This window comes from Pseudomonas sp. PB103, assembly GCF_009764635.1.
Lineage (GTDB): Bacteria > Pseudomonadota > Gammaproteobacteria > Pseudomonadales > Pseudomonadaceae > Aquipseudomonas.
On sequence record NZ_RWIL01000127.1, the window covers coordinates 93,718 to 109,226 of the forward strand.

The 15,509-nt window shown below is 58.6% G+C and carries 14 protein-coding genes; 6 read left to right on the plus strand and 8 right to left on the minus strand.

The window, feature by feature from the left end:
- Positions 1 to 20: 20 nt before the first annotated feature.
- From EJA70_RS23490 to EJA70_RS23510, 5 genes are all read right to left on the minus strand, one after another.
- Positions 21 to 1,268: a hypothetical protein gene (locus EJA70_RS23490; protein WP_158833853.1), complete on the minus strand. Its 1,248-nt coding sequence runs from the start codon at positions 1,266 to 1,268 to the stop codon at positions 21 to 23.
- Positions 1,269 to 1,302: 34 nt separating this feature from the next.
- Entirely contained in the window at positions 1,303 to 1,803 is a 501-nt protein-coding gene (locus EJA70_RS23495) for a CS1 type fimbrial major subunit (protein ID WP_158833855.1), read from the minus strand.
- Positions 1,804 to 1,836: 33 nt separating this feature from the next.
- Positions 1,837 to 2,574, minus strand: coding sequence for a molecular chaperone (locus tag EJA70_RS23500; protein ID WP_158833857.1), 738 nt, complete (start codon positions 2,572 to 2,574; stop codon positions 1,837 to 1,839).
- Between the two features lie 72 nt (positions 2,575 to 2,646).
- Entirely contained in the window at positions 2,647 to 5,169 is a 2,523-nt protein-coding gene (locus EJA70_RS23505) for a CS1-pili formation C-terminal domain-containing protein (protein WP_158833859.1), read from the minus strand.
- A 109-nt stretch (positions 5,170 to 5,278) separates the two neighbouring features.
- Positions 5,279 to 5,770, minus strand: a complete 492-nt coding sequence (locus EJA70_RS23510) for a CS1 type fimbrial major subunit (protein ID WP_158833861.1) — start codon at positions 5,768 to 5,770, stop codon at positions 5,279 to 5,281.
- Positions 5,771 to 6,304: 534 nt separating this feature from the next.
- Between EJA70_RS23510 and EJA70_RS23515 the strand changes: the two genes are divergently transcribed.
- Both EJA70_RS23515 and EJA70_RS23520 read left to right on the plus strand, forming a co-directional pair.
- Positions 6,305 to 6,880: a PadR family transcriptional regulator gene (locus tag EJA70_RS23515; protein WP_053123477.1), complete on the plus strand. Its 576-nt coding sequence runs from the start codon at positions 6,305 to 6,307 to the stop codon at positions 6,878 to 6,880.
- A complete protein-coding gene (locus EJA70_RS23520; protein WP_158833863.1) occupies positions 6,877 to 7,665 on the plus strand; it encodes a siderophore-interacting protein in 789 nt (262 codons plus the stop codon). Before EJA70_RS23515 ends, EJA70_RS23520 begins: the two co-directional genes overlap by 4 nt.
- Positions 7,666 to 7,968: 303 nt before the next feature.
- Here EJA70_RS23520 and EJA70_RS23525 read toward each other — a convergent pair whose 3' ends face one another.
- The gene (locus EJA70_RS23525) at positions 7,969 to 8,616 is read right to left on the minus strand and encodes a Pr6Pr family membrane protein (RefSeq protein ID WP_158833865.1); all 648 of its coding nucleotides are present in this window, start codon (positions 8,614 to 8,616) and stop codon (positions 7,969 to 7,971) included.
- A gap of 1 nt (position 8,617) precedes the next feature.
- Positions 8,618 to 8,848 (minus strand): VF530 family DNA-binding protein, encoded by a 231-nt coding sequence (locus EJA70_RS23530; protein WP_158833867.1) that lies wholly within the window; start codon positions 8,846 to 8,848, stop codon positions 8,618 to 8,620.
- Positions 8,849 to 9,182: 334 nt separating this feature from the next.
- On the opposite strand from EJA70_RS23530, the gene EJA70_RS23535 reads away from it, so the two are divergent.
- The 4 genes from EJA70_RS23535 (at position 9,183) to EJA70_RS23550 (ending at position 14,892) form a co-directional block, all read left to right on the plus strand.
- Positions 9,183 to 10,544, plus strand: a complete 1,362-nt coding sequence (locus EJA70_RS23535) for a carbohydrate porin (protein ID WP_158833869.1) — start codon at positions 9,183 to 9,185, stop codon at positions 10,542 to 10,544.
- A gap of 238 nt (positions 10,545 to 10,782) precedes the next feature.
- Positions 10,783 to 13,194 (plus strand): glucose/quinate/shikimate family membrane-bound PQQ-dependent dehydrogenase, encoded by a 2,412-nt coding sequence (locus tag EJA70_RS23540; protein ID WP_158833871.1) that lies wholly within the window; start codon positions 10,783 to 10,785, stop codon positions 13,192 to 13,194.
- A 506-nt stretch (positions 13,195 to 13,700) separates the two neighbouring features.
- Complete coding sequence (locus EJA70_RS23545) at positions 13,701 to 14,066, plus strand: DUF6124 family protein (protein WP_158833873.1); 366 nt, start codon at positions 13,701 to 13,703, stop codon at positions 14,064 to 14,066.
- A gap of 460 nt (positions 14,067 to 14,526) precedes the next feature.
- The gene (locus tag EJA70_RS23550) at positions 14,527 to 14,892 is read left to right on the plus strand and encodes a DUF6124 family protein (protein ID WP_158833875.1); all 366 of its coding nucleotides are present in this window, start codon (positions 14,527 to 14,529) and stop codon (positions 14,890 to 14,892) included.
- Between the two features lie 160 nt (positions 14,893 to 15,052).
- Here the strand turns inward: EJA70_RS23550 and EJA70_RS30940 are convergent.
- Positions 15,053 to 15,509: hypothetical protein (locus EJA70_RS30940; protein ID WP_218574215.1), on the minus strand; the 457-nt coding region annotated here is incomplete at its 5' end.

Here is a 15,509-nt window from a genome sequence, read left to right on the forward strand (position 1 = left end):
GGCGGCCGGTTTTGACGAGATCAGCCGACCTCGGAATCCCAAACAACCGTGACGTTGCCTCTATACGTGGCAGCCTCGCCGGACAACATGCGCTCGACATCAGCCTGCTTGATGTCAAAGTGCAAAACCCCCGGTTTGCGGTCGACATAAATTCCGGGCTGAAAAAGCTCGCTGCCCACGCCACTCACACGCAACGGCTGACGAACGACCGGCTGGCCATCCGCCGAGGTCAGGCCGGTGGGCAAAGTCACCGCAACTTGCAACGCCACGATGCGACCTCCCGGCTCCTCAAGACCGCAGACATCACCCACGGTGAACTCGCACGTCATCTGCATTTTGAATTGCGAGCTGGTCCAGATATTGAAGGTCTGGTCACGGAACAATCGCGTCGGTTTACGCCCCTGATTCAGCCAGGCCTGCCATCCGCCCTCGGGGATCAATTCAACCTTATTGCCACCCGGAGGAATTTCGACCTTGAGCATGTGCTCGACGACCAGGGTGAAATTGAGCTGAAGCAGATCGTCATTGGGGATCATGAGGTCACCCATGTCGAAATCCTTGCCGGGGCCCACCGAGTACTCGATGCTGCCGTGGTATCGACCCGATTTCATCGTGAGCGGGCTGGGAGTGCGCAGTTCATAACCGAAAACAAAGTAGTGATAGTAGAAGTCAGGAATCGCAAACCGCGCCTGCTTGGCACATACACCGGCATTGACCGGAACTCTCCAGAAACTGTTGTAACCGAAGGGACCCAGCGTGTACCAGCCCACACCATCACAAGGTGCTGGTGCGTAAGCCCATCCGCCCCCCGTCCACAAAAGATTCCAGGCGTCACGAATGCTGCCGCCTGCCTGGCCCTCCACAAGATCCATTACCGGTGTTCTGACACCTGCCTCATGACCTACGCCGGCGATGCGAAGCTCCAGTGTTTCCCGGGCGCCGGATTCATGGGTCACTTCGATCTGCTGCCAATGGGAAGGTACTTTGGCCATGCCGCCCTGGCGCGGGTCGGTGTGAAACGCCTGAATCGTGTGACTGGCGTTGAAAGTAATTGGCGCAATCAGCGTGAACAAACCTGCCGGCTTGCAAACAATGGGCAACTGCAGGCAAAACCCTTCCGAAGGTGTCTGGTTAATAAACTCATTGATTTGCGGGTTTGAGGAGTCAGGTCGAAACAACGCTTCGATGTCTTTGACCGCTGCAGACGCCGATACGACGGTGAAACTCACCGCTAGCGCCACCGTCACGCGTAGATACAAGTTGATCATGGTTTTTTACCGCTTCGGGTCGGAGTGAGGGCGATCAAGCACCGGGTAAAACGGCGTTGAACATCATGTTGACGTTGCCGAAGTACTTACCCGGTTTGTAGACGCCATCACCGGGGGGCTGCGGAGTGATTTCCAGCAACACCCGGCGCCCCTGCCGGCTGTCCGCCGCAGACACCACTTCAACTGCCTCGCCCACCTTCAATTCTCTGCCGTTGAACACCACCTGCAATTCGATCTCGTGGCCGGACTCGCCGCTGGACAGATACGCCAGACCGTCCAGACGTGCCTCGATCGCCCCGCCTTCGTTTTTCACATCAAAATCCTTGCGCAGACCACCGAGCGTCGAGTTGAGCAAACTCCACGGCAGCCGCTGTTCGCGACTGATCCAGCCAGGGTCTGCGGGCAACACATGGAACCCTGAAGAGGGAATGCTCACCGACACTTCAAATTCCTGCACCTCGCGCGCCGCGTGGGCACAGGTGCAGGCCAGCAACAAACCGGTCAGCGTCACCAGTGCAATTTTTCGCCTGTTCATGATCGTTCCTCTGCCATCCAAATCGCGGTGTGTCTAACCCTTCACGTCGACTTTCTTTTTCGCCGCGCCTTCAACTACCGTGAAGCGGTAATTGCGCCCGGCCTGCTTGTCGAAACGGAACGTGCGGCCCGCCAGAATGTGGTGTTTGGTGGTCGGCTGACAGTCCTGGTCATTGCCCACGGCACAGTCCCTGAACTCGTCGATGACCACCACGCTGTTGCCGTTATTGCGGATTTGATATTGGTCGTTGCGGTCATCAATGACGCTGTCGAACCGGGTGTTTTTCGGCCGCACGAAAAACACCGTGCCGTAACCGGCCAGCACCGTAACGCCGGCCGCGAAGTCTTTTTTGTAGTCCGCCTGCTCTTCATCCGTGAGCGCAAATTCGTCGGCGGCCTCAGGCACCACCGGCACAAAACGGACGCGAAAATAGCGTTCCTGGTCGCGCGCGCCCATGTACAACAAGCGCGTGCCTTGAGTACCGTTGGCCGGCACGATCAGCCGCGCCGGGCTGGCCATCAGGCCGTCGCGTGCTGTGGCGCCGGCTTGGGATTGCAGAGGGATTTCGCGGGCAGCGCCCTGCTCATCGAAGATCATTTCGAGAATATTGATCTTGATGAACGCGGTACTGTCGCCGCCATTGAAGATGCGTTTCAGGTAGGTGCTTTTGTCGGCATCCAGATAGTCGTAAACCACGCCAACGTTGATCTGCGGAGCAGCAAAAGCGAGGGGTGCACACAAGAAAAAACCAATTGCCAACAAACGTTTCATGTTCGATTTGCCTCTGTATTTTCAACACAGCCGCAACGGGCTGTCACAGCGAGTGACGGGTTTAAGGTCGGATCAGCCAGCGGTTTCATTGGCAATAGCGTTGTCCGCCAACGTATCCGGCGTGCAGCGCAAATCGCCAATCATCAGCACGTTGTTTTCCACCCGGGCGGCATCGGTGTTCAAACGGAACCGGCAGAGCAATTGATCGCCCTGACGCACTTCCAGGGTCGGCGCGCCGGCGTTCATTTCCATCGAAAAGAACCCGTCGACTTCGCTCACGCCACGGCTGGCGTGGTTGATGATGTGGTGGCCCTTGAGCGGTTGACCTTTGGGGTCGATCAAGCGGCCGAGAACGGTCAGGGTTTTCATCACGCGGATCTTTCGATAGTCCACGCCGCCCTTGTTCAAGTGGTAACTCATGCGCGCAGGCTGGATGGCCGCGGCCGGGACGTCGTTGCCTTCGAAATCGAAGCTCACCGTGCCGTTTTTGTACGCGGTGATCGGGATGAAGTTGCGCCCCGGCCGCAGGTTGGCGCTGCCACCGCTCAAGTCATCGGCGCGCAGGGCGATGTCGTCCAGATCAGACTCGACATCAACGATCATCCCGGCGCCACCTCGGTCGTGTTGGCTGGTCATGGCGATGTATTGGCCACTCAGCGCCACGGTGCTGTCGAGGTTCAAACCGCCGGAAAAATTGTTGTTATACGAAGAGCGCTGAATGAAGCCGTCGCCGTTGACCGCGTCGCTCTGAAAGCTGCCAGTCCCGGAAAGCCCCAGACCGTAAGTGTCGGTGATCGCCGTGGCCGAGACGCTCTGCAACAAGTGATCCTGCAAGTCTTTGCGATAGGTGACGGACGCATTGTTGTCACGCCCACCATCGCGCGAAGTTCGCGAACCGAGGCTGCCGGAAATCTGCTCGCCCGGCCCGCCCAGCGCCAGGCTGACACTCAGGTCGACCCCGCGATTGCGCGCATCGCCGCTGCTGAAACTGCCCGGGCGGTCGAACACCGAAAATCGCCAGTTGGCATCGCTGCCAAACAATTCGCCGCGCTGCGTCCAGCCGAGATCGAGACCGACACCTTCGATATTGCCGTCACTGTGCGAGACCCGCGCGTTGATCGAACTTTTGTTGCTGACCCGATGATTGACCGACAGCGCCGAGTTGCTGGTCTGGCCGATGAACACGTTGCGCTGCCGTACTCGCGTGCCGTCGGGCAGGGTTTCGTAGGTGTTGGTGGTGTCGAGCCAGCTGCGGTTGTGGGTCAGGAAAATACTGCCCGAGCCGTAGCTGTACATGCCTTGCAGATCGAGGCCGGTGCCGTGGTCTTCGGTTTGGTAAACATTGCCGAACACACTGGTGTTGTTGGCCAGCGTCCAGTCGATTGAACTGCCGTACTGCAGTTTTTCGCTGATCTGCCGCCCGGAGAATCCGACGATGACTCGCGGATGCAGCAAGTAGTTAAACGCCGCGCCCGCCGTCATGCCGCCGGACGCCTGATCGTCCCAGTTGCTCCAGAGCTTGCTCTCGCGCCCGGCGAACACGTTGTAGCGCCAGCGCTCGTCATGATTGCGCCAGTTGTTCGGTTTGTAGATCAACTCGGACGTGGTGGAGGTGATCTGGCCGTCTTCGATCAGGCGCACTTCAACTTCATAGATGCCGCCGGGCAACGGCCGGGTGTCGAGGGTTTGCAGACCGGCGTCGACCGGTTGCGTGTTGATCAACATGCCGTTGCGATAAATCTCCACCGAAGCCTGGCGGTTCGCGGTGACGTAGAGCGGATAAACGCTGGGCTTCGGATTGTCGATGGCGAGGCTGTCGGAGCTGCCGTACATGGCGCCCACCGCCGTGTCGGGGCTGACACCGAACGAACGCGGCTGGCGAGTCAGGCCTTCGGAATCGGGCATGAAATAGCCGAGGCGGACAAAACTGCCTTGCAGCTCTTTCTGGCTATAGAGCTCTTGCACGGCGTGATACATCTGCTCGTCCGAGCCACCGAGACGGGCCATTTGTACGTTCAAACTTTGTGTCCAGTTGCCGAGGCTGCTGCTGGTGACCAGACCGTAACGGCCTCCGAGGTCCTGATCCTGACCACCGTTGAGGTTGAGCTGGTTGCGCACAATCAACCCGGTGCTGCCGGACTTCGGTTGCAGGTAATAGCGCGGCGCCTGGCTGTCGCGCTCGGCATTCTCGGTGACGATCGATACCAGCGAATTTTCCAGGTTGTAGTGCACGGCGAGCATCTGCGCCGGGCAACTGCCCTGACAGTTACCCAGCACCACACCCCGACCGAGATAGTCGGCCCAGACATCGCGTTCGATGGCAGTGAAGTTACTGTCGGCGCTCTCGGTAAATTCGAGCAGGGTGATGCGATCATCGCGTGATAGAACAATCATCGCTTCGCCCAGAAACTGTTGGTCCAACTCCACACGCACCGCAAGTGGCACATCAAAGAAGTGTTCTTCGAATTCACTCGGCAACCCTTTTGCCTGCGCCAGCAAGTTACGTGGCGTATGACGGTCATCCGTAGGCGCAGCCAAGGCATTGGCACATAAAAAAAGTGCAAGCGCTGCCGCGATGGGTGTCATCGGAAACATGAACTTAGTTACTCTTTTTGTTTGATCGGCCAAACGCCGACCGAACGCTAATAAATAACGACCGGCCGGGCGTACCCATTGCCAAAGACTGACAGTGGTCGAAAGCGCTTTATGGCGTAATGCGCGGAATGGCGTCGAACATCACCACCGGCGTGGCGGTGTACAGACCGGATTGGCCATCGGCCGGTTTGGCGGCGGTGATCACCAGATCGGCACGCATGCCGCCGTTGGATTCGGTGTCGCCGACAACTTCTTCAGACGCGCCGGTGAGGGTTTTACCGTTGAAGGTGTACGTCAGCGCAATGGTATTGGCACCGTTGAACAGAGGCTGTGGGCCACCTTCAACGTAAGCGCCGACCGAACCCTGGGTGTGCTGGATGTCATAGGTACCGCGCACCGGGGACAACGTGCCTGCGCCGATGACGTAACGCATTTCTTCGTTTTTACCGAAGTTCGGATCGACCGGTTGTGCGTGGAACACCTTGCTCGGAATGTCCGCGACGATATTAATCGCCGTGCGCGATTCTTCAGCCGCAAAGGCCACCGAAGCACCCAGTGTCAGCATGGCCAGAGGAGTAGCGATTGCAAGTTGCTTGAGCATGATTAACTTCCTGTCATTTCGTTGTGGGAGATGGCTGAAGTCCTGAACCGCTTACAAGGTCTGAAGAATGAAGCCAGCTGGGCTCAGACATGTAAGAAAGTGGACATTCAACGCCGAGGAATATTCCGCTATTCCCACCACGAAATAAGCAGGCCGTTTCTGACGCACGCGTAGCCCAAGTGCTATTTGACTTGAAAGAAAAAAAGTAACTTTCAAGAAAAACACCTGAGCAACTGTAAGACCGATACTACATCAGGACAAAATGACAAAGTGGCAAGCTATGCAACTTCTGTAAGAACCAAACTACACGCGCAATAAAATAAGGAGGCGATCGATGCTTTAGAGTAATTAATCAAACTAATGGAAAGTTGTATAGGCATTTATTGTTACCGGCGCCGCGAAAAAATCCTGCTCAGGTGCCCCTTGCGCTATCTGCGAGCTCGTGCAGACCCGCACGACCGTTGGTCATTTCAGCTTGATCAAGTCATAAGATATATCTTAAGTTGTATCTAAACACGACGAGAGAAGACTGAAATGAGAGACCATCATTCCCCCCACCGCGAACACGGCGACGGCCGTGACGGCTTCGAAAAACGTCCCGGTCGCGAGCGCGGCGGCCGCGGCCCACGGGTGTTCGCCCCCGGTGATTTGAAATTGCTGCTGCTGGCGCTGATCGCCGAACAGCCGTGCCACGGCTACGACCTGATCCGCCAGATCGAAGGCATGTTCGACGGTGCATACAGCCCGAGCCCCGGCGTGATCTACCCGACCCTGACCTTTCTCGAAGAAAGCGACCTGATTGCCGGTGACGCCGAGGGCGGTAAAAAACGCTACAGCGTCACCGAGGCCGGTCGTTTGTCTTTAAGCGAACAAGCCGTGGCGCTGGATGGCGTGCGCATGCGCATCGACGTCAGCAAACGCTCATTGCGTGGCCACGACCGCCCCGCCGAAATTCACGAAGCCGTGCACAACTTGCGTCACGCCCTGCAAATGCACCACGGCCGCTGGAGCCCGGAAGAAATCCTGCGCGTGCGTGACCTGCTCAACGACACCGCCAAAGCCATCGTCGACGGCCCTGCCGTTCAACCTGCCTCGGAGAAAGCCGAATGACTGCAGTCGATACCCAAACCATTCACCGCGTGATGCACGAAATCAAACGCCGCAAGCTTGAAGTGTTGCGCGTAGTCGACCTGACGCCGCGCATGCGCCGCATCACCCTCGGTGGGCCGGAGCTGGCCGGGTTTATCAGCCTGGGCACCGACGATCACGTCAAACTGCTGTTCCCGCAGAACGCCGAACAGACGACGGCGCTGGAAACCATGGTGCTCGGCGCCGGCAAGGACGATGGGCCGAAGCCAGAGATGCGCGACTACACGCCGCGCCGTTATGACCTTGATGCGCTGGAGCTGGACATCGACTTCGTTCTGCATGGTGACGGCCCTGCGTCGACCTGGGCCGAGCAAGCTGCACCGGGGCAATTCCTGCACATCGGCGGGCCGCGTGGCTCGATGATCGTGCCGGATATCTTCGACAGCTACCTGCTGATCGGCGACGAAACTGCCCTACCCGCCATCGCTCGTCGCCTTGAAGGTTTGGCGGCCAATCGCAAAGCCTTGGTCGTGATCGAGGTGGAAAACGGTGCTGAACAGCAAGTGCTAGAGAGCGCGGCGCAGATCAATGTGATCTGGGTATTGCGTGAAGGTGGCAAGGACAACCTGCTGAGCACGGTGAAGCAATTGCAGGCGCCCAAAGGCAATCTGTATGCGTGGGTGGCGACGGAGACCAAAGTCTCACGGCAGATTCGCCGGGTGCTGATTGATGAACATGGGTTGGATGAGCAACTGATCAAAGCCGTCGGCTACTGGCGCGCCGAGGGCACTTCTGAAGAGGAGTGACACAAATCCCCTGTGGCTGGGAATTACCTGTTTCTGGTGATCCCCTGTGGTTGATGATTACCTGTGGTTAGTGATTACCTGTGGTTAGTGATTACCTGTGGTTAGTGATTACCTGTGGTTAGTGATGACCTGTGGTTAGTGATGACCTGTGGCGAGGGGATTTATCCCCGCTGGGCTGCGAAGCAGCCCTGAAACCGGGCACTGCGGATTACCTGACACAACTCATTGAATGTTTTGGGGCCGCTTCGCAGCCCAACGGGGATAAATCCCCTCGCCACAGGTTTCTCATTTACCACAGGTTCCTCACTGATCTAAAGATCGGGTTGCGCGCCAGCGGTCGAGGCCGATCACCAGCAACCCAATCACCACAAACCCGACCAATATCCCCCCGGCATTGATCAGCACCTGTGGATAACCCAGTACCGCCACATCAATGAACGGATACGCATACGCGCCAAGCAAATGCCCGCGCAGCAAGGCGTAGATGAAATACACCAGCGGATAAATCAGCCACACCGGCAGATGCCACCAGCGCAACGTGCCCTTCGGCACACACGACCACCAATACCCCAGAAACAGCAGCGGCATTACGTCGTGCAGCAGCTCATCGGCAACAAACTGCCAACCTTCCGGGTGCCACAAATGCCGTAGCAAAAGGCTGTAGGCCAGACCGACCACGGCAATACTCACGGCAATCCCACTGCTCACCCACGGCTGCAAAAACCAACGGCGCACGGCGGATTCACGCTCGGTCACGGCACAGGTCAACACCGTCGCCACCAGCGTATTAGTGAGGATCGTGAAGTAACTGAAAAAACTCACCAGCCCGCCCAACAGGCTGGCGCCGACGCTCAAACGCGCAAAAAAAATCAGATAAAGCTGAATGCCCAGCCCCGCCCAGCCCAATACGGCAGCGCAGGTGATCAGGCGTCGCCGCCGGACGGCGTCCATTTCAGAGCGGTCGCTTGGTGCGCATCAACTTCACGTACAGGCGCTCGACCTTCTCCCGCGCCCACGGGGTTTTGCGCAGGAACGTCAGGCTCGACTTGATGCTCGGATCGCTCTTGAAGCAGCGAATATCAATGCGCTCGGCCAGCCCCGACCATTCGTAATGACTCACCAAAGCGTTGAGGATCTGTTCGAGGGTGACGCCGTGCAGCGGATCGGGGGTTTGGTCGTTCATGCCAGGCCTTTGGGCGAAGTGAAAAATGCGGAAGCCGCGCACCTTAGCCGAGGGGGTGGTTCGGTGGAAGGGCTTCCTTCAAATGTAGGTCAAGGTCAAAAGATCGCAGCCTTCGGTAGCTCCTACAGGTGTACGCATTTCAATGTAGGAGCTGCCGAAGGCTGCGATCTTTTCGCACTGTTACCAAATCCGAAAGGATGCATGTTTATAAAAGGCCTTTGTCTTTTTGTTACAGATCATTATCCTGCCGCCCTTCCGCTGAATCGCTTCACTGCCTGCGACATATTGAAGCGCACGAATTGCACCCCCGAAAACACCAAAAAAAGACTTATCCATGCCCGATTTTTCCTTCTCCCGAGACAGCGCTATCTCAGCCCTGCGCACCCTTGGCGGCTGCACCGCACTAGGCCTTGCCACCTGCGCTCAAGCGGCGCCCGCGTTCGACAGTGAATCACCGTACATGCTCGGTGACTGGAACGGCACGCGCACCGAACTCTCGGAAAAAGGCTACGACTTCAAGCTCGATTACACCGGCGAAATGGGCAGCAACCTGCACGGCGGTTACGACCATGACCGCACCGCGCGTTACAGCGATCAGTTCGGTCTGGGCACGCACCTGGATCTGCAAAAGATCCTCGGCTGGGACGACGCCGAGTTTCAACTGACCATCACCAAGCGCAGCGGCAACAACATCAGCAACGATCGCATCAACGATCCGCGCGTTGGCGGCTTCACTTCGGCCCAGGAAGTCTGGGGCCGTGGCCAGACCACGCGCCTGACGCAGATGTGGTATCAGCAGAAATTCTTCGATCAGAAACTCGACATCAAGGTCGGCCGTTTCGGCGAAGGCGAAGACTTCAACAGCTTCCCGTGCGACTTCCAGAACCTCGCGTTCTGCGGCTCGCAGGTCGGCAACTGGGTCGGCGGCATCTGGTACAACTGGCCGGTCAGCCAATGGGCACTGCGCGTCAAATACCACCTGACCCCAGAGTTGTACGCGCAGGTCGGTGCCTACGAGCAAAACCCATCGAACCTCGATCGCGGCAACGGCTTCAAACTCAGCGGCAGCGGCACTCAGGGCGCGATCCTGCCGATCGAACTGGTGTGGACGCCGAAGCTCAACGGCCTGCCGGGCGAATACCGCGCCGGTTACTACTACAGCAACGCCAAAGCCACCGACGCTTATAAAGATCAGAACGGCCAGCCGGCGGCCCTCAGCGGCGAAGCTTATCGCAGCGCGTCGAGCAAACACGGTGTCTGGCTGGGCATTCAGCAGCAAGTCACCAGCGTTGCCAGCGATAACAGTCGCGGTTTGAGCGTGTTCGCCAACGGCACGATGCACGACAAGAAAACCAACGCGATCGACAACTACGTGCAGGCCGGCATCACCTACAAAGGCCCGTTCGATGCGCGCGCCAAGGATGACATCGGCTTCGCCCTCGCCCGCGTACACGTCAACCCGGCCTACCGCAAAAACGCCGAAGCGACGAATCAGGCCAACGCCGTATACGACTACGACGATCCGTCCTTCCTGCCACCGCAAGACACCGAATACAGCGCCGAGCTGTATTACGGCGTGCACGTGACCAACTGGCTGACCGTACGCCCGAACCTGCAATACATCCGCCACCCCGGTGGCGTGAACAACGTCGACGACGCCCTGATCGGCGGGATCAAAATCCAGTCCTCGTTCTAACCGACACCCCAAAAACCTGTGGGAGCTGGCTTGCCAGCGATAGCGATTTCACATTCGACATCAACGTCGCCTGATGCACCGCCATCGCTGGCAAGTCGAATCGTCGCACCGCAGCTCCCACAGGGATCGAAGAAAATTCGTTAGCTAGACAAGTTTTTATCTGAACCATGCCCGCGCTCAATCGTCATCTACAGTGACTACAGCGCGGGACTACATAAACGTCACGGAGAATCACACTATGAGCACCGAAAGTGCTTCGAGTCGGGGCCGTTTGCTACCGAGCCTGCTCGGCATTCTGCTTCTACTGATGGGCCTGGCCATGTTGGCCGGAGGGGTCAAGCTGAGCATGCTCGGCGGCTCGTTGTATTACCTGCTGGCCGGTATCGGCATTGCGCTGAGCGGCATCCTGTTGCTGATGCGCCGTCGCGCGGCGCTGGGCCTGTACGCCATCGTCCTGTTTGCCAGCACCGTTTGGGCGCTGTGGGAAGTCGGTCTGGACTGGTGGCAACTGGTGCCACGTCTGGCCCTGTGGTTTGTCCTCGGCTTCGTGATGTTGCTGCCGTGGTTCCGTCGTCCGCTGCTGCTTGACGGCCCGGCGCCGATGGGCACTCGCGGTCTGACCGTGGCCGTGGTTCTGGCCGGTCTCACCGCGCTGATCAGCCTGTTCACCCACCCGGGCGAAACCTTCGGCGAACTGGGCCGCGACACCGCCGACACCACCAGCACCGCACCAGCGATGCCCGATGGCGACTGGCAGGCCTATGGCCGCACCGAATTCGGTGACCGTTATTCGCCACTGAAGCAGATCACCCCGGCCAACGTCGGCAAGCTGCAAGAAGCCTGGCGCATCCAGACCGGCGACTTGCCGACGGCGGATGACCCGGTCGAGCTGACCAACGAAAACACCCCGCTGAAAGCCAACGGCATGGTCTACGCCTGCACCGCGCACAGCAAAGTGTTGGCCCTGGATCCGGACACCGGTAAAGAACTGTGGCGCTTCGACCCGCAGATCAAGAGCCCGGTCGGCTTCAAAGGCTTCGCCCACATGACGTGCCGTGGCGTGTCGTACTACGACGAAGCCGCGTACGCCAAAACTGAAAACGCAGCGTCCGCGGTGATTTCGGAAGCTGGCAAAGCCGTTGCTCAGGCTTGCCCGCGTCGTCTGTACCTGCCAACCGCTGATGCCCGCCTGATCGCACTGAACGCCGACACCGGCAAAATCTGCGAAGGCTTCGGCACCAACGGTGTGGTTGACCTGACCCAAGGCATCGGCCCGTTCACCGCTGGTGGCTACTACTCCACCTCGCCGGCCGCGATTACTCGTGATCTGGTGATCATGGGCGGTCACGTCACCGACAACGAATCGACCAACGAGCCATCGGGCGTGATCCGCGCTTTCGACGTGCGCGACGGTCACCTCGTATGGAACTGGGACAGCGACAAGCCAGACGCCACCGAGCCTTTGGCACCGGGCGAAACCTACAGCCGCAACTCGGCGAACATGTGGTCGCTGGCCAGCGTCGACGAAAAACTCGGCATGGTTTACCTGCCACTGGGCAACCAGACTCCAGACCAGTGGGGCGCTGACCGCACCCCGGGCGCCGAGAAATTCAGCGCCGGTATCGTTGCTCTGGACCTGGCCACCGGTAAAGTGCGCTGGAACTACCAGTTCACCCACCACGACCTGTGGGACATGGACGTTGGCAGCCAGCCAACCCTGCTCGACATGAAAACCGCCGACGGCGTGAAACCGGCGCTGATCGCCCCGACCAAACAGGGCAGCCTGTACGTCCTCGACCGTCGTGACGGCACGCCGATCATTCCGATCAAGGAAATCCCGGTACCGCAAGGCGCCGTGAAAGGCGACCACACCGCACCGACCCAAGCGCGTTCGGATCTCAACCTGCTGGCCCCGGAACTGACCGAAAAAGCCATGTGGGGCGCGAGTCCGTTCGACCAGATGCTGTGCCGCATCCAGTTCAAAGAACTGCGTTATGAAGGCCAGTACACCCCGCCGTCGGAACAGGGCAGCCTGATCTACCCGGGTAACGTGGGTGTGTTCAACTGGGGCGGCGTTTCGGTCGATCCGGTTCGCCAAATGCTGTTCACCAGTCCGAACTACATGGCCTTCGTTTCGAAAATGGTGCCACGCGAGCAAGTCGCCGCCGGCAGCAAACGCGAAAGCGAAACCGCTGGCGTGCAACCGAACACTGGCGCGCCATACGCCGTGATCATGCACCCGTTCATGTCGCCACTCGGCGTACCGTGCCAGGCCCCGGCCTGGGGCTACGTTGCCGGTATCGACCTGACCACTAGCAAAGTCGTGTGGAAACGCAAAAACGGCACCAGCCGCGACAGCTCGCCAATCCCGATCGGCTTCACCTTGGGCGTGCCGAGCATGGGCGGCTCGATGGTCACGGCTGGCGGCGTAGGCTTCCTCAGCGGCACCCTCGACCAGTACCTGCGCGCGTACGACGTGAACAGCGGTAAAGAGCTGTGGAAATCGCGTCTGCCGGCGGGTGGTCAAGCGACCCCAATGACCTACACCGGCAAGGACGGCAAGCAATACGTGCTGCTCGTTGTCGGCGGTCACGGCTCGCTGGGCACTAAAATGGGCGATTACATCATTGCCTACAAACTGCCGGAATAAGCTTCAACGGCGGTAAAACAAAGGCGATGCCCCACAAGGGACATCGCCTTTTTTGTGCACCACATATCCATGTAGGAGCTGCCGAAGGCTGCGATCTTTTGACTTTGATTCTTAAAAGCCAGATCAAAAGATCGCAGCCTTCGGCAGCTCCTACAGGGTGGAATGGGTTGGCTGTGGGAAGTGTGCTCGTCCTACAAATGCTGGTGATTGTGCGGAGTTTTTCCCACAAGTCGCGTCGGTTGTGCCTCGGAAGTGGGGTGGATAGGCTCTGAGGGTCGCTGCAAATTCAGCGAACGGGCGTCGCGGCCCGATAACTGATGCATAATCGCCAACCTCACGGCACCTCGGTGCCTGTAGCTTGTGTCATGGCGGCTGTGCGCGGGATACCGTCCTTGGAGGTATGCCGATTTCTCAGTTATCGGTCCGCGAACCCGCGTACAGCTGCCACCTCAGATTGCGTCGCGGCAATCGAAGGCAGCTCCACTTTCACCAACTGAGTATTCACCATGATCAAACCAACACCCAATCCGCCCGCAGCGGACGACAACACCCCCTACGAATTCCCCGGCTCAAAAAGATTCCACGACGCCGCCGAACGCGCCCTCGACCACTACCTCAAACCCAACGCCTTAACCCTGCGCTTCCACAAACCCAGCACCATGTTCCAGGTCGCCCCGGATCAGGACAACGAAAGCCTGCTGGTACACGCCTGCGAATCCCTGGCCCAAGCCAGCCTCATGACCAGCGACATCGCCGCCTACATCGAACTGCCGCAGCGACGCACCATTCTAGCGATCCAGCAAATCATCATGCTCGCCGAACTCGCGGTGAACCGCGCACTGGATAACCACGAAATCCCCACCCAAAACTGACACCGACCTGTAGGAGCTGCCGAAGGCTGCGATATGTTGACTTTGGTTTTTAAAAGCCAGATCAAAAGATCGCAGCCTTCGGCAGCTCCTACAGGGTGAAATATGTTGGTTTGTGGGAAATGTGCTCGTCCTACCAATGCTGGTGATTGAACGGAGTTTTTCCCACAAGTCGCGTCGGTTGTGCCTCGGAAGTGGGGTGGATAGGCTCTGAGGGTCGCTGCAAATTCAGCGAACGGGCGTCGCGGCCCGAGCAGTTCATTCGATTTGATGCATAATCGCCGACCCAAACGGGAGCGCTCAGGTGCTTGTTGTTTGGTTTGATGGTGGCTGTGCGCGGGATACCTTCGGGTATGCCGAGATTGCCGAATGGCTCGGTCCGCGAACCTGCGTACAGCTGCCACCCTTTGTCGCGTCGCGGCGATTGAGAGTGACAGCCCCACTCATCATTCGGAGCTTCACCATGATTAAACCAACCCCCAATCCGCCCGCAGCGGACGACACCACCCCCTACGAATTCCCCGGCTCAAAAAGATTCCACGACGCCGCCGAACGCGCCCTCGACCACTACCTCAAACCCAACGCCCTAACCCTGCGCTTCCACAAACCCAGCACCATGTTCCAGGTCGCCCCCGACCAAGACAACGAAAGCCTGCTGGTACATGCCTGCGAATCCCTGGCCCAAGCCAGCCTCATGACCAGCGACATCGCCGCCTACATCGAACTGCCGCAGCGACGCACGATTCTGGCGATCCAGCAAATCATCATGCTCGCCGAACTCGCGGTAAACCGCGCACTGGATAACCACGAAATCCCCACCCAAAACTGACACCGACCTGTAGGAGCTGCCGAAGGCTGCGATCTTTTGATCTGGATTTTAAAAACCAAAGTCAAAAGATCGCAGCCTTCGGCAGCTCCTACATGTGAATCGAGTTCATCCGCCAGAACCAGGTCGGCTGGCAGGCCGCCATCGCGAGCAAGCTTTGCTCCTACAAAAGCAAGATCAAAAGATCGCAGCCTTCGGCAGCTCCTACATTTGAATCGAGGTCATCCGCCAGAACCAGGTCGGCTGTCAGGCCGCCATCGCTGGCAAGCCAGCTCCCACAGGAATTGAGTTCACCCAATAAATTTTCGCATCGCGCCCGCTCTTCACCACTCAACACGATGAGCGCAAGCTCGGGTGAAGCTTTTGATCTTGATCCACGAGCGACGTCGGAAGGCTGAGCGGAGGGATTGATCCGGGGGTCGGAGCGCAGCGACCGTTTGGCGCAGCCAAACACATCGAGAGGAGGTGCAGCGAAGCAAACCGTAGGCGATGCCCCCCGGATCAATCCCGCAGCGAAGGAACCCCGAGCCCCAGCGAGCGGGCCGAACGCAGGAGCAAAGCCTTTTCGGTTACCTTTTCGGCGTTTGGAAAAGGTGACTCGCCGTAAGGGCGAAACCTCA